Raw genomic sequence first — 17961 nt, 5'->3', positions numbered from 1 at the left:
GGAGCGGCGGAAGCACATTCAACAGACAGAACGGACATACACACCGGGCATGCACCTGCGGCAGGCGACCTGCCTGCGGATGCCTTGCCGCGCACCCCGATCCCTGCGCTCACCGACGCCGACCGTCAGGCCGCATTTCCGTCATTGCATCCCCACGCGATGGGCGATTCGGCAATCCACCACTTCGTCCGCGTGGACCGCCTCGAAGGCTTCGACACCGATCACGGCCACGGCCTGGGCTGGGAGGTGGACAGCTGGATCGGCGGCGATCTGCAGCGCGTGTGGCTCAAGTCCAGCGGCGAACGCGTGTCCGGCCGGACACACGCGGGCGCGCTGGACGCGCTCTATGGTCGCAGTGTGTCGCCCTGGTGGGATGTCGTCGCCGGCGCTCATCATGTCTTCGCACCGGGGCGCGCCAAGAACTACGCGAGTGTCGGCGTGCAGGGCCTGGCGCCGTACTTCTTCGAGGTCTCGGCGATGGCGCATGTTGACGATCGCGGTCGCGTGCTCGCCGATGTGGAGATCGAGTACGAGTGGCTGTTGAGCAATCGGCTGATCCTGCAGCCGGCGGTCGAGCTCTCGGCTGCCAGCGAGGCCGATCCCGCGCGCCGTATCGGCAGCGGCCTGGGCGAGATCGAAGCCGGACTGCGCCTGCGCTACGAGGTCACCCGACGCTTCGCCCCGTACATCGGCCTCGTGCACGCGCGCAGCTTCGGCCAGACCCGGGCGCTCGAGCAGGCCGATGGCGGTACCGGCCGCGAGACACGCTGGGTGATCGGCGTCAGGAGCTGGTTCTAGCTGACGCGTTCAATCCCGACGACAGCGCGGGGCCGATGGGCCGGGGCCCTCGGCCCCGGTCGCCATCGGACGCACACGCGTCACCAGCGAGAGCAGCATCTTGCCCGGCTCCTCGTTCATGACTTCGTGTGCCGACTGCTCGAACCAGACCAGTTCCTTGCATGGCGCATCGACCGTCGCGAACCAGTCGGCCGCCAGCTCGGACGACACGTTGTGATCGTGGCGACCCAGGAACAGGAACAACGGGGTCTTGAGCTCGCGGATCGTGGTCATGTCCAGCGTGAGGACCCCAGACAGGAGATGGGTCATCGAGTAGTCGTTGCCGGCCCAGACCGCGGCCAGATCGGCATCGCTGTACTCGGGCGCCAGCCACAGCGCCGCGGCTTCCGCCTGTCCGCCGCGGCGGTTGTGGACCATGCCGCCGTAGTGGTTCAGCCACTTGCGCTGCTTGAACAGCGCCTCGAGCGGGACGGGCGCCGTGCCCGGCGCATACGGCTGCAGTGCCATCAGTTCGTCGACGGCGTCTGTATTGCCGTCCTGGCGCGCCTGCGCCAGCGTCCAGGCCCAACCACGCCGTTCGCTTTCCGGTGCATTCGAAATCTGGCCTACGCCGATGTAGGCATGCAGCCACTCCGGCCGCTGTCGCGCCACTTCGAGTCCCAGATAACTGCCCCAGGACTGGCCCAGCACGAAGATCCGATCCTGCGAAAACGTGGTGCGCAGCCAGGCCACCATCTCCAGCGCATCGGCCACCATGCGTTCGCGGGTCATGGTCGGGGCGATCTCGTCGGGATCATGGCTCGCGTAGGTTTTACCTGCGCCGCGCTGGTCCCACTGCACGACGGTGAAGAACTCCTCCCAGCCACGCTGGAAGTACCAGCTCGTCGGCATCGACACCCAGCCCGGCCCGCCGTGGAGCATCAGCAGGACAGGATTGCGGCGATCGCTGCCGCGAATGGAGACCCATTGGTCAATGCCGCCGATCCGGACTGTCTCGAGGCGTTCGACGCCGTGATCGGTGACGACACGTCGCATGTCGGCCACGATCGCCACGCTGTCTTGCCGTGTTTTGGACGCCTGCGCCTCGGAGGCGCGCAGAGGCGATGGCAGCAGGAGGATCACGAGCGCCGCCGCAGCGGATGCGGTGGACAGCATGGCGGTGGCCGCGGGGCCGAGAATGCGTTGAAGCGACATCGGATGCCAGTCGTGGTGGGACGAGGGCGCCGATGTTGCCACGCCGCCGGGGGCAGGATCACGTTTACGTTCGCACGGGACGGCGCCGTGGGCGCTGTCACAACGGCGTGGTCCTGGATCGTCAGCGCATCTCGGCTTGCGGTGCCGCACCGGCGCCATCGGCCGGTGATCCATGAAGTCGCGCATGCAGCGCAGCACGCAGAACGCGGGCGGCGGGGCCGAGCGGACGGTCGTTGCGATGCGCGAGATACGCCTCGAGGTCCACGCGCCCGTGTCGACCGAGGGCGGCGACATCGAGCCGCTGCAGCCGTCCCGACGCCAGTTCGGACTCGACCGCCCACAGCGGCAGCCGTCCCCAGCCCAGGCCTTCGCTGATCATCGCGTGCTTGATGTCCTGTCCGGCGACACGCCACGTGCTCGGCGACAGGACACCGAAGTCCTTGTCCGCGCTCCGTGCGCTGGCGTCCTCGAGCACGATCTGCAGATGCTCGGCCAACGCCGACGGCAGCAGCGGACCGGGCTGACCGGCCAGCGGATGTCCGGCGGCGACTACCGCGACGAAGGCCACCGGCGACAGCGCTTCGAGCTGGATCTCCGGCTCCCGGAACTCCTCACCCACCGTGATCGCGAGCGTGCAGCGCTCCTCGCGCAGCGCGACCAGCGGTTCGCCCAAGGGCGCCGCGCGCAGGCGGACGGCGACGGACGGATAGGTCCGATGCATTGCGTCGAGCGCGTGGGCGACCACCTGGATCGGAAACAGTGTATCGACGACCAGCGACAGGCCCAATTCCACGCCGTCCCCGAGCCCGCGTGCGCGGGCACGCATCGTATCCATGCGCAGCAGGACGGCCCGGGCATCGGCGAGCAAGGCACGCCCTTCCGGCGTCATCGTCGGGCGCCGGCCGGCGCGGTCGAACAGTTGTACGCCGAGCTGGGCCTCGAGACTTGCGATCGCGTGGCTCACCGCCGACTGCACGCGCCGGATGCGCCGGGCGGCCGCACGGAAGCTTCCCGTTTCGGCCACGGCCACCAGGACGCGCAGCTGGTCGAGGGTCAGGCCATCGAGCATGATCTATTCCATCGATCGGAATGGCCGAAACATTAGCACTTCCGCAGATCGGATTGCGCTGCGAAGGTGGTCCCCGATCCCTTCGGAGACCGCCGCCATGCCCCGGATTCTGGTGCTGTACTACTCGGCCTATGGCCACATCGAGACGATGGCGCATGCCGTCGCTGCGGGTGCCCGGGACGCCGGCGCAGATGTCGCGGTCAAGCGGGTGCCGGATCTGGTGCCGACGGACGTGGCCGCCCAGGCAGGCTACAAGACCGACCAAGCCGCCCCGGTTGCGACCGTGTCGGAGTTGCCGGGGTACGACGCGATCATCGTCGGCACACCGACGCGCTACGGCAACATGGCCGCGCAGATGAAGAACTTCCTCGACCAGACCGGCGGGCTCTGGTTTCGGGACGCGCTGGTGGGGAAGGTCGGCAGCGCGTTCACGTCGACCGGCAGCCAGCACGGCGGGCAGGAAACCACGCTGCAATCCACTCACACCGTGTTGCTGCATCTGGGCATGGTGATCGTCGGTCTGCCGTACACGTTCAAGGGCCAGTTGCGCATGGACGAGGTGACCGGCGGCACGCCGTACGGCGCATCGACGCTGGCCAGCGGGGAAAACGACCGCGATCGCCAGCCGAGCGCCAACGAACTCGCCGGTGCGCGGTTCCAGGGGCGGCATGTGGCCAAGATCGCGGCGGCACTGGCCGGGCTGCACGTGGAGGTGTCGCCGTGACAGCGCACGCCGCGCAAGTGGCGGCCGCGCCGCCGGTCGCTGAGACCGATCGGATTGCCTTGTCGCTGGTGGTCGGTGCCGGCATCGTGTCCGCCTTCCAGGTGGGCAAGGCGACGCTGGCGTTGCAGGCGCTCCGGATGGATCTGGACGTGGCGCTGTCGGCCGCGTCCTGGGTGCTGTCGGCCTTCGCGCTGCTCGGGGCGCTGCTCAGCGTGGCGGTCGGCGCGATGTCGGACCGCCTCCAGGCCCGGCCGACCGTCATTGCCGGGCTGTTGCTGCAGGCGGTCGGCTCGGCGCTGGGGGCAATGGCGCCGTCGCTTGCTTCGCTGCTCGCAGCGAGGGCACTGGAAGGCCTGGGGTTTCTCGCGGTCACGGTCGCCGCGCCGGCGCTCGTGGTAGCGGCGACCACGGTCGCAACGCGCAGGCCGGCGTTCGCCGCATGGGCCATGTTCATGCCATTGGGCATGGCGATGATGATGTTCGCGGCCCCCACGCTGGGCGCATTGGGATGGCGTGGCCTATGGTGGGCGAATGCGGCCTTGCTGGCGGTCTATGCCCTGGTGCTGGGGTTGGGGACGCGCGACCTTCGCCCGATCGCAGGGCAGGGCAATGACCGCCATTGGCGACACGGCCTGCGCGTGGTGTTGGCAGACCGCGGGGCATGGTGGCTGGCCGGCCAATTCTGTGCCTACACCGCCATGTTCTTCGCGCTGTTCGGGTTCCTGCCAACGATCCTCGAGGCGCGCCTGGTAGTGGCCGGATCGGCGGCCGGGATGCTCAGCGCGATCGCCGTGCTGGCCGGTGCCGCCGGGTGTCTGGCCGGTGGTGCCTTGCTGCAACGCGGCCTGGGCACGACGCAACTGCTGCGCGGGAGCTTCGCGACGCTGGCACTGTGCACCATCGGCATCCTGGTCCTGCCACTGCCCGGCGAGCTGGCCTACCTGCTGTGCCTGCTGTTCTCGTTCGTCGGAGCCTTCATTCCTGTCGCGATCTTCGATGCGGCGCCGCGACTGGCCCGACAGCCAGGAACGCTCGGCTCGGTGGTGGGGCTGGCGACACAGGGCAACAACGCCGGAATCGTCCTCGGTCCGCTGCTTGCCGGCAGCGTCGCCGGTACCGCCGGCTGGCACTGGGTGGCGCTGCCTTTGGCGCTGATCGCGCTGCTGGCAATGGGCACTGCGGCTGTTTGCAGGCCTCGGCTGGAGGCCCGGCGGTGAGGCCGGTCGCCGGCATCGCAGTGCTCGCCTTGGCCGGCGGGTCGATGTGCCAGGCGCAGGCGGACGTGACGCTGCCGCCGGTGAACCTCGGTGACAGCACATTTCAGGACGGCATCGCCGCGCCGGGCTGGATGGTCCAGCAGACCTTGTCGGTGTATCGCGCGCAGCACTCGCGGGACGACCGCGGGCAACGTTCGATCGACGCACCGCAGATCGAATCCGTGGCGCTGCTCGGCCAGCTCAGCGTGATCTCCAACCGCCGCGTCCTGGGCGCTTACTGGGGTGGCGAGCTCATCGTGCCGTGGATCCATGCGCAGGTGACGCCCGCGCATGGCAGTGCCCTGGCGGCCACCGGCCCGGGCGATGTCATCGTCAGTCCGCTGATACTGCAATGGCCCCAGGCCCGCCTGGCCGGACGGCCGTTCTGGCAGCGCCTCAACCTCAACGTCAGCCTGCCCACCGGCCGTTACGGCACACCGGGCCGGCTGGACGCGGGGCGCAACGTCCTGCAGTTCAATCCGCACTACGCGTTCACCTGGGAGCGATCCGAGGCCTGGGAGCTCAGTGGCCGCCTGCATTACCTGTGGACCGGCCCCAATCGCGATCCGGCACCCGGCCTCGACGCCTCCGAGGTCCAGGGCGGGCAAGCGGTGCATCTCAACGCGGCGGTCTCGCGTTCGGCCGGCCAGGACCTGCGCATCGGCGCTGCGCTGTACGCGCTGGTCCAGATCACCGACGACCGCATCGACGGCGTCGCGCAACCGGGACGCGAGCGCATTGTGGGCGTCGGGCCTGCACTGGGATGGTCACGCGGCGCCACCTCGCTGCATGCCGCGGCGTACATTGAAACCCTGGCGAAGGACCGGTCCGAAGGGACCCGTCTCAGTTTGCGTTACGCCACGCGATTCTAGACATCCCTCGCAGCCGCAGAGGCCCGCCTTCGGGTGTGGCCCGATCACGGGTTGCGTGCGGGCTCGTTCGAGGCTTCGCCGCGCAGCCACTGGCAGAACGCGTCCACGGCCGGCGTCGGCATCAGCGTGTCGCGGCGCACCAGCCAGAACGCATACGCATTCTTCGACGTCTGCGCGTAGGGGCGGACCAGCCGGCCTTGCTGGAGATCGTCCGCAACCAGCGGGCCGATCCCCAGCGCAACCCCGTGCCCGGCGATGGCGGCTTCCTGCGCGAGATAGGCGCTGGCGAACACCGGTCCCGTGCCGGTATCGGCCTCGGTCGCACCTGCGGCCTCGAGCCAGTCCGCCCAGCCGGGCACGCCGGGCCGACCGACCGCCGTCCGATCGTGCAGCAGCGTGTGGTGGCGCAGGTCGGCGGGTGCGTGCAGCGGATGCGGGCCGAGCAGCAGGGCAGGGGCGCAGACGGGGAATACCGCGGCGTCCATCAAACGTTCCGCATGCACGCCCGCATAGCCGCCGGCGCCGTAGCGCAGCCCGACATCGAGGCCGTCGTGCACGAAGTCCGCAGGGGCGTCGCCGGTCTCGATCCGGACCTGGATACCGGGCCATGCCCGATGGAAACGATGCAGCCGTGGCACCAGCCATTTCGCAGCGAACGACTCCAGTGTCGTGACCCGCAACACCGCGGCCGCCTGGGACATCGCCTGGTCCAGTGCCCGATCCAGATGCCCGAACACCTCGCCCAGCGTCGCCGCCAGCGCCCGTCCCGCATCGGTGAGCACGACCGCACGGTGCTGGCGCTGGAACAGCGGCAGTCCGAGATACGCTTCCAGTTGCTTGACCTGATGACTGACCGCAGCCGGCGTGACAAACAGCTGGCGGGCCGCCGCGTTGAAACTCAGATGACGCGCCGCCGCCTCGAACGTGCGGAGCGCATTGAGCGGGGCAGGGCGGCGAGATCTCACGAGAGGCGCGACCGGTCGAAGCGGCGAGCATCGTATCGCGTTAGTTTTTCTGATGCGAACGCCAACCGAACTCGTTTGTCGCGCACGCGCAGCATTGCGACCATGCACGGGTGCCCATCAGGACCTTCGACATGCGTGTTCAAGCACTGTGCCCCGATGTATGGATGTTCGTCGGCGACGAGGTGGAATCCGTGGCCACGGCGTTCGTCAACGGTGACGAGGTGTTGCTGGTCGATGCGCTGGGCAGCGAGGCCGACGCCGCCTGGCTGCGCGACACCCTGTGCGGGCAGATGGGCAAGACGGTGCGCCTGATCGCGACCACGCACTTCATGAGCGACCATATTGCCGGCCTGGTGCAGTTCCCCTGTGCGCGGGTGCTGGCGCACCGACATCACCGGCAGACCTTCCTGTCGCAGAACCGGCGCGTCGACGCGTTCTACCGCGAGCCCGATTTCATCTTCAACGATATGGCGCTGCGTTGGGGCCGACACCAACTGCGCCTGCTCTACAACCCCGGCAAGACCATGGATCACGTCAGCGTGGACGTGCCAAGCGCCGATCTGGCCTGCGTCGGCGACAATATCGTCGGCCACATCGTGTACCTGTCGAAAGCCGATCCGCAGCTGCAGCGGGCCGCGATCGGGCGCATCCGCCAGTTCGGACGCGCGCGGATCGTCGGCGGACACATCGGCGTCTTCGATGCGGCGGTGCTTGCGCAGGCCCAGCATTATCTCGACAGCATCCAACGCCACGTCGTGCACATTCGCAAGGAGACGTCGCCGGACACGGTCGCGGCCCGCGTGGCTGCGATCCGCATCGAGGACTGCATCGCGCCTGGCGTGGTGCCCGTCGCCTTCGAGCGTACATGGCATGCCCGCAATCTCGAGGCGATCGTCACGCAATCCATTTTCGCATTGGACGCGGCGCTGGCGTCGGGGGCGCAGGCCGCATGAAGACCGTCGCGCCGCACTTGCCGACCGATCCCCGTCGCAGGCGTTTCCTGAGGTACTGCACCGGCCTGGCCACCCTGATGGCACTACCGGGCGGGGCGTCCGGCGCCTCGACCCCGTCGTCGTCGCTGCGTATCCAGCGTCTGGCCTGGGCAGGCATCCGGCTGCAGTTGCCAGGCGCGACGCTCTTCATCGACCCACTCATCGACGCGCAGATCTGGGGTGAGGCGCTTGCGGACACGCTCGTGGCGATGAACGATGTCGCTGCCGACGCCACGGTGCTGATCACGCACGGCCATTCGGACCACTTCGACGCGCAGGCGACCGCGGCCGCGCTGCGGCACGGCGGCGTTCTGGCCTATCCAGCGGGCATCAGGCCCGAGCCGTTGCCCGACGGTGTACGCGCCAGGCCCAGCCCGCTCTGGGAGCCGCAATTGTTCGGCGACTTCACCGCCGTCCCAGTGCCCGCTGCGGATGGTTACGGCGATCCGCAGGTGTCCTGGGTCGTGTCCGCAGGCGGGCGGCGCATCTTCCATGGTGGCGACACCCTGTGGCACGGCCACTGGTGGCGGATCGCCCGGCAGTTCGGTCCATTCGATGCCGCCTTCCTGCCGATCAACGGCGCCCGGTTCGGCTGGCGCCATCCCGTCAGCGGGCTGCCTGGCGTGCTCACACCCGAGCAGGCCGTGGCAGCGGCCGCGATCCTGGGCGCACGCACATTGGTGCCGATCCATTACGGGGTGCGCGACATGGACGCCTATGTCGAAGTTGACGACTCCATCGGCGCACTCCGTGCCGCCGCCCGAGAGCGGGATGTACCGGTGCAGGTGGTGACGCCCGGAGACTGGATCGAGTGGCCGACCTGAAGCGGGCTGCCACCGCACCTGGCAGCACGAGGCCGCGCCGACACGTCACAGCCGGGCGCACCGAATCGTCAAACCTGCATCCGGGCACACGCGCCCGCACTGGAGACTGACGATGCACGCTCCCCAATCCCCCACACAGCCGGTGCCGGTCGACCGGGCATTGCCTGATGTCTACCGCGCGCTCCTGGCTGTGCACACGGCCAACGACCGGCACGGACTGCCGCGCGCCTTGTGCCACCTGGTGCACCTGCGCGCGTCGCAGATCAACGGCTGCGCGTACTGCATCCGCATGCATACCCGCGAGGCGAGGGCAGACGGCGAGACCAACGCGCGTCTCGACCATCTCGCCGGCTGGCGGCACATGACGGACTACACACCGGCCGAGCGCGCTGCATTGGCGTGGACGGAAGCACTCACGCACCTCGGGAGCGATCGCGAGCCGGACATCGGCGCGTTGCGCACGCAGTTGCGCGCACACTTCGAAGACACGATGATCGCGGCGCTGACGGTGGAAGTGGCGATGATCAACCAGTGGAACCGCATCGCGATCGCCAATCACTGACATGACCGACCGGCCCGACGACAGCATCACCGCCTTCGACGACGCCCGGCCCGGACTGCTGGGCCTGGCATATCGCCTGCTGGGCTCGCGGGCCGATGCGGAGGATGCGGTGCAGAACACCTTCCTGAAATGGCAACGCATCGATCGTGCAGCGATCGCATCCGCTGGCGCCTGGCTGACCACCACCTGCACCCGGCATTGCCTGGACCTGCTGCGCAACGCGCATCGCAGCCGTGTCGACTACGTCGGCACCTGGTTGCCCGAGCCGCTGCGCATCGCCGACGAGATCGAGCCACAGGCGGCCGCCGAACTGGCGTCGACACTGACGTCGGCCTTCCTGCTGCTGCTCGAACGACTGACGCCGAAGGAACGCGCGGCCTATCTGCTGCACGACATCTTCGACATGGACTATGCGGACATCGCCTCGACACTGGGCATGCAGGAACCGGCGTGCCGGAAACTGGTCTCGCGCGCCCATGCACACGTCGGACAGGCGCGCGTGCGACACATCACACCGCCGGCGCGACAGACAGAACTGCTGATCGCCTTTGAGCGTGCCGTCCGAGATGGACAGACCGACCAGCTTGCGCTGCTGTTGTCGCGAGACGTGCGCCTCGCCGCCGACGGCGGCGGCAAAGTGCCCGCGGCGCGCCGGATCATGGTCGGCGAGGGCGAAGTGCTGCGGTTCATCACAGCGGGCCTGCATGTCTGGTGGGCCGACTACACCTTCGAGCGCGCGAACTTCAACGGCCACCTGGGCCTGATTCTGCGAGACCCCACAGGGACAGTGACTGCGGCGGCGTCCTTTTCTTATGACGCCGCCGGGCGCCTGGCCGACATCTTCATCATGCGCAATCCCGACAAGCTTTCGCGGGTGGAGCAGGTCGCGACCTTGGTGCAATGACGTGCGCGCTTCGCAGAGCGACTGAGCTAGTGACCGCAGGCTGCGGGAAGTGGATAGAACGGGATTGCCTGGACTCCTACCGCCTACACCTCGTTTTACATAATGTACATTTGCTGCGTGATCGGCGTCGCAACGTACTGATTGTTATCGATTTTCTCGCGTCCGATGAGGCCGTAGGAGGCGAGCAAAACGACCCCGAGCGTCGCGACCTTCGCCACGCTCGGGCGGGCTCGGTCCAACACCGATTCCAGCGCACGGCGCACCGCCGTAATTCGCACCGCGTCCGCCTGGACGCCTACGAGCCACGGGCCGGCGTCTGCGATAGACGCCATCTCGCATAGTTGCATCACTCGCTCGGGCGGCATGGGTGAGCCCTTGTTGTGCTTCCACTGGTTGAGCGTTGGCGGCTTCACGCCCAGCGCGTCGGCTAGCTCGCGATCAGACGAAAGCCCGCTTGCCTCTTTGACGGCATCGATGAGTTGCGCTGCGTACGTCATGACAGGTCTCCGGTGACCGTTCGTCGGGAAATTAGGCAAATTACAATATTCCCCCTTGACACATTAGGCAATTCCCCTCATCTTCGCCCGCATTAGGTCTTAGACCTAATTCCCGGCCCCTCGGCACCCCCCGAGGGTGTCCGGGATACCGGGTAGGGGGTGCAGGGGATTCGCCATGTATCAGGTCTACGTCTACGTCAACGACGCTTGGCAGCCGGAAGGGCAGCCGCATCGTTCGTACGGCAACGCTTGCCGCTACGCCGCTGCCTTCGAGACCCGCACGCTTCCGTGCTGCGTGCGTCGGGTGCGCGCATGACCATGCAGCACGTCATTGACGCCGCCGCCGATGCGGCCTTCGAGCGTTACGCCGACCTCCTGGCCGAGAAGGCCCGTCCAGGTTCCAACCGCGATTTGTTCGGTGACCCGTGTGTCGCCGAATGGCGCGGCGTCTGGCTGACCTGTGAGCGCGAGCGCGCGGCGGTGCAGTCATGAAGCCGTTCGAAGGGTGGGGCTACGAAGATTTTTGCTGCTTGTTCGCCGGTTGTTTTGTCTGCATCTGCTTGGTGCTGACCTTCTTCTTCGGTGCTGCGAAGGTCGTCTCCAAAATCGATTGCGAGTTCCGGCCGATGACCGAGCGTTGCATCGTCCTCTCCAAGCGGGGGGTCTTCTAGTGATCACTCCCATCCCCCCCGATCAACTGCCGGAGTTTCTACGTGCCGTCACCCATCTGGCATTCGTTGCTGGTTTCGTCGGCGCGTGTGCTTGCTACGCGCTTCGTACGCTGGTGCTTGCGGTCTATTCGTTTCTGACGCGTCGTCGGCGGGAGCGCGAATGGCTGGATGACCTCGCGCACATTGCCGCCGAAATCCGCGCCTTTGAGGCCAAGGAGGCGACGCCGTGATGGTCGCTCTCTATACCGCCGACCCGCGCTATGTCGCGGCCTTCTTCTTCTTCCTCGGTGTCGTGTTCGGCCATGCCTGCACGCCGCGCAAGCTTGTGGTACGCACCGATGGCTGACGGCTGCCTCACTCCTGAAGTCATCGAAGCCGCCTGGGCGCGTCGCACTGCCGACGCGTCTGCGCTCGTCGCGACGAACCTTCCGTTCGCGTCGAAGGCTGGCCGCGAAGCGGCCGGCCTTGGGCTTGTCCCTTCTTCAACAAGTGGCCCAGGGCCACGTATCGGCCGCGTTTCGGTCGAACTCGATCAGAACCGCATCCGGGCTACTCGCCTCCGGAAGAGCGTAATCACAGGAGCGAGATTGCATGACCAGGAAGCGCGCAAAGGCTCGCAGCGTGGTGCGTGGTACATGCTCACGGCGACCTACAGAGCGGGAGGTGACAGCAGCCCTCGCGACGTTAGCAATTTGGTTCGAGGCGTCCGGCGCTTCTTCCATAAAGTTGCAGGACGAAAGGGGCATGGGCGTCCGCTGTTCCGTTATCTCTGGGTCGGAGAACTCACCAAGGCCCTTCGACCCCACTACCACCTCTTGATCTGGATTCCGCGCGGCTACTACTTCCCGAAGGCTGACAGGGCAGGGTGGTGGCCTCATGGCATGACCAAGATTGAGCGCGCCCGCAACGCGGTCGGCTATCTCGCCAAGTACGCGTCGAAGTTCTGCGGCGCAATGGCCGAGGCATTTCCCAAGGGTTTCCGTACGCACGGCGTCGGTGGCCTCAACGACGAATCCAAGCGCGAATTGCGCTGGTGGAAATCTCCCCAGGATGCACGCGACGCGCTCGGCGTCGATGCGGACATCCGCAAGGTTCCCGGCGGATACGCCGACAAACGCACTGGCGAATTCTGGCCCTCGCCTTGGCGCGTCTACTTCGACAAGGGCCGGGTCATCGCTTGGAAACTAGAGGCAATCGCATGAGCCATATCATCGTCAAATCCGACGCTGTGCACACCCGCACGATCCCCGCACGCGCAGACCGTAAGGAAATCCATTTTCGCGAGCAGAAGGCCGCGATTGAGACCGGTGAGGACTTCCCCCAGCCGTTCAATGTCCAGTTGGACGACGACCAGCGCCCGTATCCGCCGGGCCTGTATCAACTCGACCTTTCCAGTGTCGAGGTCAACGAGTACGGCGGCTTGAAGTTCGGCCGTCGCGTGCGGCTGGTCGGTCCGCTCGACCCGCCGAAGAAGGCGTAACCCATGCCCGAGCAGGCCCACGTTCTCTACTGCGTGCAGTTCGACACGCAGACCAACACCTGCGCTGTGGAGGCGTGGATGCCTGCCCCTCAGTTGCTCCCCCCGCTTTCACCGGCTCAAGCGGGCGCGTTGCTAACAGCGGAACTTGTGCTGTTCGCCACCGCGTGGGGCATCAGACAGTTGAGCCGGACCATCCGTCAATGACCACAACCAGAGAGAGGAAATCTCCATGCGCACCAAGCTCCATTCGCTCGGCAACAAGCTTGCCGTCGCTGTTGTCGCCACTGCCCCCTTCGCCGCGTTCGCGCAGCAGATCGATACGAGTGCGGCGGTCGAGACCATTGGCATCATCACTGGCGGCATTACCGCCGTTGGCGTTGCCAAGTTCGCCCCGGCTGCGATCGCCGTGGCCTACAAGTGGGTGAAGGCGGCCATCTTCGGCTAAGCCGGTTTGCAGGGCAGGGGGACCATCCGGTCCCCCTTTTTCTTGGAGAGACTCACATGCTCGGATGGTGGATTCTATGCGTCGGAACGCTCGCCTTCTTCATCGTGTTCAACGACTAAGCGCTTTCGCGCTTGGCCTGTTCGTCGTAGCGTTCGCCGGCATCGTGACGGCGCAATCCGAAGGCGAGTACATCCCGCGCGGCAACCCGATACCGCATGACGTTCGCGTCGTCGGCACCAACGCAACGGGTGCCGATACACGCGCCGCGTTCCGCACGACGTTCCCCAATGGCTCCACGATGTCGCACAACCTCCCTGTGCGCGTCAGTGCTACCACTATCGGCAGGTTGGCTGCTGGTGCAGTTAAGCGCGGGCTAGGCATCTACGGCACGGCCCTGCTGCTGAAGGATTTGTTCAATGGGGCAGGGTGGGCCATTGATGAATTGAAGGGCCAAGTTACGCAGGGCGGTGAACCACAGGAAGATTTGGGGGCGCAAGGGTGGTGCAGGTATCAGAAGTGCGCCAGCAGCCCGAGCGGCTTGATCCCTGCTGCTCAGGCCGAATATTTCGCTAACAATGGTCCTAACCCGGACATTGTCAGCTGGCGTGTTGACCTGCCTATCGGTTCTGATTACGGCGCAATTTGCGCTGTGCATCGCCTCGGTGGCTGCGCTTTTGTCTGGCCCTTTGAACTGGTTACACAGCCTCACAATGGCTGGGATGACTATGAGAACGTCAATCCGGGTAGCGCACCTGTAGTCGTTAGCGATGTTCAACTCGCCAACGCGATTCTGACCTCACCTCACGCGCAGCAGATCACCAATTCGCTGCTCACCGATCCGCAGACCGGTGCACCTGTTCGGACGCCCGAGCTTGTCGAGGCGACCAACAACCTTCGTCGTACGCTCGAGCAAGCTGGACATCTTGCTCCAGGCGGCTCCGATGTCGTTGTCGGCGGCGACTATGGCCAGACGCCGACGCCCTACGAATCCGATTTGCCCCAGTACTGCACGTGGGCGAAGGTCGTGTGCGACTTCATCGCGTGGTTCAAGGCCGATCCCAGCTTGCCTGACAACCCCGAGGTGCCGCATGAGGAACGCGAAATTACGTGGCAGACCTACGACAGCGGCCACGGCAATGGCAGTTGTCCAGCGCCGATCACGGTCAACCTTGGCTGGATGGGCAGCTTCGAAATCACCTATCAGCCGATCTGCGATTTCGTGATCTACATGCGCCCGTTGTTGAAGGGGCTCGCGTGGATGGCTGCTGCTTTCATCGTCGTTAACGCGACTCGTCGGAGCTAGTCATGGCCGGAATTCTTCTCAAGATCATGCAATGGGCGCTTGGCGGATTGATCGCGCGCGCACTCTTCGGTGCCGGCATGACGTTCGTCAGCTACGTCGCGTTCTTCCCGCTGGTGAACATGGCGCTTGATCAGATCAATAACGCTTTGGCCGGCATGGCCTCCGATATGTACCGCGTGCTCATGCTTGGCGGGCTCGGTGACGTGCTGTCCATCCTTGGCAGCGCAATGCTCACTCGCGTCTCCATGATGGCCGGCTTGGCCGGTCTTGCGCGCATCGCTGATGCACAGCAGGGGAATACCTGATGCTTTACTTGATCACTGGCCAGCCGGGTAACGGCAAGACCCTGCGTGCAATGGCGCTCATGCGCGATGAGTACGAGCGCAACCAAGCCGCTGTGAAGGCCGGCAAGGAACAGCCCAGGCGCTTCTTCTCGAACGTCAAGGGCGCCACGCTTGATGAGAACCCCAAGGCGTTTCCGTGGGTCGAGCGCTTGCCCGATCACAACGATTGGACGCAGCTTCCCGATAGCGCGTATGTGCAGTACGACGAAGCGCACAGCGACGGCAAGACGCCCGGCCTAGAGCGTTACGGCAAGCTGTTCCCGTCTACCGGTAAGCCCGGTGAGAGTGAGGACCAGCGCATTCGCGCGATGTCCACGCATCGGCATCGCGGTGTCGATATCGTCCTGATTACGCAGTGGCCCTCCAAGATTCACCATCAGGTCCGCACGCTGGTTGGCAAGCACATCCACATGAATCGTGCGATGGGCATTGCCGCTGCCGGCACCTTCACCTGGACCCGCGTCCAGACCGACCCATACGATGAAAAGGGGCGTGAGGCTGCGGACGAAGAAATCTGGTCTTACGATAAGACCCTGTATGACAGGTACATCAGCGCCACGCATCACACGGCGGCGTACAAGTTCAAGATGCCGAAGAAGATCAAGAATGGCTTGATCACCGGCACCATCATCATGGCCATGATTGCAGCCGTGTTTACCTACAACGGTTGGTGGGGGGCAATGCTCCCAGGGTTGGGGGGGCAGGGAGCCGGGCAGGCGCAGGCGCAGCCAGGCGAAGCCGGCGCGGCGCCGCCCGGCCTGCCCCCAATGTTCCAACCCAACGCCCCTAACAACGCCGATGCCATCGAGGTGCTCATGCCCGGCTATGGCGCGTATTCGGAACTGCGCACTACGCCAACACCGACGCTCGCCGGTTGTGTTCGTGGCCGGACCTGTCGTTGTTTCAACACCGATGGTTTGCAGATCGACATGACTCGCCAACAGTGCGAACGCCTGCTTGCCGATCCGCTTCCGTTCAACGTCTACCACCCCTACAGAGAAACCGCCCGCGAACGCCCCGAATCGCTCGCTAGGGCGCCGTCTGCCGCCATTCCCGACCAGCCCCCGGCTACGACTCTCCGGGGCGGCTCTGCGGCTCGCTATGGCGACGTGCACACCGACTATGGCGACTACGGCATCAGCACCGGTCGTTATGTGGGGCAGGGTATCGCTCGTTGACGGGGTGCAGGGGCGACGCCCCTGCGGTGACAGCTTCGGCCGTCAGCGCGTGCGAGCCCGTAGCACGTTCGCGCGCAGCCCGGGTCCCGGCCCCGAGTCGTCCACCATGCACACCCGTCGTGTGTACCGGCGCCGGACTGCATCCCGGAAGTAGACGACGGTTCCGTCGCGTCGGTAGCCTCGGTCCTCGCGGTGTTCCTCCATCATGCGGCGCCACTCCTGGGCAATGCCCACGGTCAGCGCCAGATAGGCAAGATCTTCGGGCCCGAACTCGCGGCCCTCGGGGCTCACAAGCTTTCCGCTCCGGAAAGCAAAACCGGCCCAAGGGCCGGTCAGTGCTCGATCACGCATGCGCCGATCTCCATGCCGGCAGACCATCTTGCCGCCTGCGCCGCAGCCAGCCCATGAGCGCGAAGAACATAATGTACATTATGCGAAATTAAGCGGAGCCACAGCCAAGCGCAGCCGCCGCCATCAGGACCGACCCGATCCCCCGGCTCGAAGTTCCGTGATGCCAGGTGGCGGGCATCGCCGACGACCCACGAGTGCGCGGCGCTCTGCAGCGCATCCTCGGTGACGGCAAGTTCCTCGGACCAGAGCGGCGCGGTTGGATGGTCAGCCGCGAGACCCTTTATACGCCCGAAGGCCAAACTATTGAAGTCTCACGAGATGGCGTGGTGGTCGCTGCAGGTCCGTCACACACGAAAGTTCCAAGCCATCGTGCGTCGTTCACCCTGGCCGAACTGGAGGCCATATTGGCCACCTGCGATGACAGCCTGGAAGGAATTCGAGATCGCGCCCTACTCTGCTTCGGGTTCGCTAGTGGCGGCCGCCGGCGCAGCGAGATCGCCGCTGCCGACCTTCGCGACCTGCGCCGAATTGGCGAGTCGGGCTATATCTACCGGCTGGAGCACAGCAAACCCAGCAGGCAGGGGTTACGGCCACCTCGACGCCGGACAAACCTGTGCTCGATCGGGCTGCCCTCGCACTCCAAGACTGGTTGGAGGCTTCAGGCCTCACCGAGGGGGCAATTTTCCGGCGGCTCTGGAAGAGCCGGCTCGGCCCTGCCCTCTCCCCTGCCGCGGTCGGGGAAATCGTGCAGCGACGGGCACGCCTGGCCGGGCTGGCGGGAGATTTTGGGGGCCACAGCCTGCGGTCCGGGTTCGTGACCGAAGCCAGCCGCCAAGGGGTGGCGCTGCCGGCGATCATGCAGCTGACCGAGCATCGGTCGGTGTCGAGCGTGGTGGGGTATTTCCAGGCTGGGGGTGCCTCCGCCAATCCCGCCGCTCGCTTGCTGGAAGATTGACTGCCGGCAGCAAATCGTGGGCTCGCGCGCTCAGACTCGGGAAAGCTCGTTCCTCAAGACGCTTATTCCTCGAATGGAATTGCATCCCCGTACTCCATCTAGACGGGGCCGCCCCCTGCGGGTCTGCCGCCTCATGTCAGGCAAACGGGGGGCGGTACCGGTCTTAGTAAGGTGTAAGCTAATCCACAGGATTAAAGTGCCCTAGGGGGGGCGAAACGGATGTCATTGAAAGAGGTTGTGGTCAGCCGACAGCTGTTGAACTGCTCCGAGCTATGGCTGTGCATAGCGCAACTCGGACGCAGCATGACGGAGCTTGACCCTGACTCTAGGAACCCGAGCTCTGCCCAAGCGGTCGCCGCCTTGCTTCGGTGTGATGGAGCGGGCATCGCACCTATCGATCGTGATTGCGACAATCCCGAGCTCACCAGACTCCTGATCCTGCCCGAGCTGTCCTTGGCTTGGGAGGACTGGGCGATTGTCGATGCCGCGGTTAAGTCTTACAACAAGCCGCTTGTCCTCATTGCCGGCATCGGTTTCACAAGAGCCGGCACGATTAGGGAGCACGTCCCTTTTCTCG

The 17961-nt window shown here is 65.8% G+C and carries 24 protein-coding genes and 1 pseudogene; 20 read left to right on the top strand and 5 right to left on the bottom strand.

The window, feature by feature from the left end; all coding sequences use genetic code 11:
* The first annotated feature begins 159 nt into the window (after window positions 1-159).
* On the top strand, window positions 160-798 hold the full coding sequence (locus tag FHW73_RS12045; protein WP_183426961.1) for a copper resistance protein B: 639 nt from the start codon (window positions 160-162) through the stop codon (window positions 796-798).
* Between the two features lie 9 nt (window positions 799-807).
* Here the strand turns inward: FHW73_RS12045 and FHW73_RS12040 are convergent, their stop codons facing one another.
* Window positions 808-2178: an alpha/beta fold hydrolase gene (locus tag FHW73_RS12040; RefSeq protein WP_255492946.1), complete on the bottom strand. Its 1371-nt coding sequence runs from the start codon at window positions 2176-2178 to the stop codon at window positions 808-810.
* On the bottom strand, window positions 2114-3061 hold the full coding sequence (locus tag FHW73_RS12035) for a LysR family transcriptional regulator (RefSeq protein WP_183426960.1): 948 nt from the start codon (window positions 3059-3061) through the stop codon (window positions 2114-2116). The genes FHW73_RS12040 and FHW73_RS12035 overlap by 65 nt, the downstream gene beginning before the upstream one ends.
* Before the next feature lie 97 nt (window positions 3062-3158).
* On the opposite strand from FHW73_RS12035, the gene wrbA reads away from it, so the two are divergent.
* From wrbA to FHW73_RS12020, 3 genes are read left to right on the top strand one after another with little or no spacing between them, the layout of a single operon-like run.
* Window positions 3159-3785, top strand: coding sequence for an NAD(P)H:quinone oxidoreductase (wrbA, locus tag FHW73_RS12030; RefSeq protein ID WP_183426959.1), 627 nt, complete (start codon window positions 3159-3161; stop codon window positions 3783-3785).
* Entirely contained in the window at window positions 3782-5002 is a 1221-nt protein-coding gene (locus FHW73_RS12025; protein ID WP_221187530.1) for an MFS transporter, read from the top strand. The genes wrbA and FHW73_RS12025 overlap by 4 nt, the downstream gene beginning before the upstream one ends.
* Window positions 4999-5913, top strand: coding sequence for a transporter (locus FHW73_RS12020; protein WP_183426958.1), 915 nt, complete (start codon window positions 4999-5001; stop codon window positions 5911-5913). The genes FHW73_RS12025 and FHW73_RS12020 overlap by 4 nt, the downstream gene beginning before the upstream one ends.
* Before the next feature lie 44 nt (window positions 5914-5957).
* On the opposite strand, the gene gcvA is transcribed toward FHW73_RS12020, so the two are convergent.
* A complete protein-coding gene (gcvA, locus tag FHW73_RS12015) occupies window positions 5958-6878 on the bottom strand; it encodes a transcriptional regulator GcvA (protein ID WP_183426957.1) in 921 nt (306 codons plus the stop codon).
* Window positions 6879-7009: 131 nt separating this feature from the next.
* Here gcvA and FHW73_RS12010 point away from each other — a divergent pair, with 131 nt between their 5' ends.
* The 4 genes from FHW73_RS12010 (at window position 7010) to sigJ (ending at window position 10160) form a co-directional block, all read left to right on the top strand.
* Window positions 7010-7831: an MBL fold metallo-hydrolase gene (locus tag FHW73_RS12010; protein ID WP_183426956.1), complete on the top strand. Its 822-nt coding sequence runs from the start codon at window positions 7010-7012 to the stop codon at window positions 7829-7831.
* Complete coding sequence (locus FHW73_RS12005) at window positions 7828-8694, top strand: MBL fold metallo-hydrolase (protein ID WP_183426955.1); 867 nt, start codon at window positions 7828-7830, stop codon at window positions 8692-8694. Before FHW73_RS12010 ends, FHW73_RS12005 begins: the two co-directional genes overlap by 4 nt.
* 112 nt (window positions 8695-8806) lie before the next feature.
* Entirely contained in the window at window positions 8807-9256 is a 450-nt protein-coding gene (locus FHW73_RS12000) for a carboxymuconolactone decarboxylase family protein (protein WP_183426954.1), read from the top strand.
* Between the two features lies 1 nt (window position 9257).
* Window positions 9258-10160: an RNA polymerase sigma factor SigJ gene (sigJ, locus tag FHW73_RS11995; RefSeq protein ID WP_183426953.1), complete on the top strand. Its 903-nt coding sequence runs from the start codon at window positions 9258-9260 to the stop codon at window positions 10158-10160.
* Between the two features lie 95 nt (window positions 10161-10255).
* Here the strand turns inward: sigJ and FHW73_RS11990 are convergent, their stop codons facing one another.
* Entirely contained in the window at window positions 10256-10657 is a 402-nt protein-coding gene (locus FHW73_RS11990; protein WP_183426952.1) for a helix-turn-helix domain-containing protein, read from the bottom strand.
* Between the two features lie 175 nt (window positions 10658-10832).
* On the opposite strand from FHW73_RS11990, the gene FHW73_RS11985 reads away from it, so the two are divergent.
* The 11 genes from FHW73_RS11985 (at window position 10833) to FHW73_RS11935 (ending at window position 16078) form a co-directional block, all read left to right on the top strand.
* A complete protein-coding gene (locus FHW73_RS11985; RefSeq protein ID WP_183426951.1) occupies window positions 10833-10973 on the top strand; it encodes a hypothetical protein in 141 nt (46 codons plus the stop codon).
* On the top strand, window positions 10970-11149 hold the full coding sequence (locus tag FHW73_RS11980) for a hypothetical protein (protein WP_183426950.1): 180 nt from the start codon (window positions 10970-10972) through the stop codon (window positions 11147-11149). The genes FHW73_RS11985 and FHW73_RS11980 overlap by 4 nt, the downstream gene beginning before the upstream one ends.
* Window positions 11146-11328 (top strand): hypothetical protein, encoded by a 183-nt coding sequence (locus FHW73_RS11975; RefSeq protein ID WP_183426949.1) that lies wholly within the window; start codon window positions 11146-11148, stop codon window positions 11326-11328. The genes FHW73_RS11980 and FHW73_RS11975 overlap by 4 nt, the downstream gene beginning before the upstream one ends.
* On the top strand, window positions 11328-11558 hold the full coding sequence (locus tag FHW73_RS11970; RefSeq protein WP_183426948.1) for a hypothetical protein: 231 nt from the start codon (window positions 11328-11330) through the stop codon (window positions 11556-11558). The genes FHW73_RS11975 and FHW73_RS11970 overlap by 1 nt, the downstream gene beginning before the upstream one ends.
* Before the next feature lie 651 nt (window positions 11559-12209).
* Complete coding sequence (locus FHW73_RS17480) at window positions 12210-12530, top strand: hypothetical protein (RefSeq protein ID WP_255492945.1); 321 nt, start codon at window positions 12210-12212, stop codon at window positions 12528-12530.
* Window positions 12527-12808, top strand: a complete 282-nt coding sequence (locus FHW73_RS11960) for a single-stranded DNA-binding protein (RefSeq protein WP_183426946.1) — start codon at window positions 12527-12529, stop codon at window positions 12806-12808. The genes FHW73_RS17480 and FHW73_RS11960 overlap by 4 nt, the downstream gene beginning before the upstream one ends.
* 3 nt (window positions 12809-12811) lie before the next feature.
* Window positions 12812-13012 carry a hypothetical protein gene (locus tag FHW73_RS11955; protein WP_183426945.1) on the top strand — a complete coding sequence of 67 codons (201 nt, stop codon included), beginning with the start codon at window positions 12812-12814 and terminating at the stop codon, window positions 13010-13012.
* Between the two features lie 25 nt (window positions 13013-13037).
* Complete coding sequence (locus FHW73_RS11950; protein ID WP_183426944.1) at window positions 13038-13253, top strand: hypothetical protein; 216 nt, start codon at window positions 13038-13040, stop codon at window positions 13251-13253.
* A gap of 76 nt (window positions 13254-13329) precedes the next feature.
* Complete coding sequence (locus FHW73_RS11945) at window positions 13330-14556, top strand: virulence factor TspB C-terminal domain-related protein (protein WP_183426943.1); 1227 nt, start codon at window positions 13330-13332, stop codon at window positions 14554-14556.
* Window positions 14557-14558: 2 nt separating this feature from the next.
* Complete coding sequence (locus tag FHW73_RS11940) at window positions 14559-14861, top strand: DUF2523 domain-containing protein (protein ID WP_183426942.1); 303 nt, start codon at window positions 14559-14561, stop codon at window positions 14859-14861.
* Window positions 14861-16078, top strand: a complete 1218-nt coding sequence (locus FHW73_RS11935) for a zonular occludens toxin domain-containing protein (protein WP_183426941.1) — start codon at window positions 14861-14863, stop codon at window positions 16076-16078. Before FHW73_RS11940 ends, FHW73_RS11935 begins: the two co-directional genes overlap by 1 nt.
* A 42-nt stretch (window positions 16079-16120) precedes the next feature.
* Here the strand turns inward: FHW73_RS11935 and FHW73_RS11930 are convergent, their stop codons facing one another.
* On the bottom strand, window positions 16121-16429 hold the full coding sequence (locus tag FHW73_RS11930; protein ID WP_183426940.1) for a DUF3653 domain-containing protein: 309 nt from the start codon (window positions 16427-16429) through the stop codon (window positions 16121-16123).
* Window positions 16430-16809: 380 nt separating this feature from the next.
* Here FHW73_RS11930 and FHW73_RS11925 point away from each other — a divergent pair.
* A pseudogene (locus FHW73_RS11925) lies at window positions 16810-17384 on the top strand (site-specific integrase); the annotation flags it as partial.
* Between the last annotated feature and the right edge of the window lie 577 nt (window positions 17385-17961).

Origin of the sequence: Luteimonas sp. RC10 (genome assembly GCF_014192745.1) — a bacterium.
Taxonomy (GTDB): Bacteria; Pseudomonadota; Gammaproteobacteria; order Xanthomonadales; family Xanthomonadaceae; genus Luteimonas.
This window is presented reverse-complemented; position numbering and strand designations above follow the sequence as displayed.